The 352-nt window shown below is 75.9% G+C and carries 1 protein-coding gene; it reads left to right on the forward strand.

The window, feature by feature from the left end; translation table 11 throughout:
* The coding region (locus tag E9565_RS22060; protein ID WP_236836745.1) for a substrate-binding domain-containing protein at positions 1–332 on the forward strand (332 nt) is incomplete at its 5' end.
* Positions 333–352: the final 20 nt, after the last annotated feature.

Consider the following 352-nt stretch of genomic DNA (forward strand, 5'->3'; position numbering starts at 1 on the left):
ACGACCAGGCCCGCCTGCTGCTGGATCTGCCCGACCCGCCGACGGCGGTCTTCGCCGGCAGCGACGAGCAGGCCTTCGGCGTCCTGGAGGCGGCCCGCCAGGCCGGCCTCTCGGTGCCGGCGGACCTCTCCGTCGTGGGTTTCGACGACCTCCCCATGGCCCGCTGGTCGTCCCCGCCGCTGACCACCGTGCGCCAGCCGCTGGCCGACATGGGCCGGATGGCCGGCCGGATGCTCCACGAGCTGATCACCGGCGGCCAGCTGGACAGCCAGCGCATGGAGCTGGCCACCTCCCTGGTCCCCCGCGCCTCGACCGCAGCGCGCCCGCGCTGACCTCCCCCCGCACCCCTGGA

It is taken from the genome of Blastococcus sp. KM273129 (genome assembly GCF_021698995.1).
GTDB lineage: Bacteria > Actinomycetota > Actinomycetes > Mycobacteriales > Geodermatophilaceae > Blastococcus.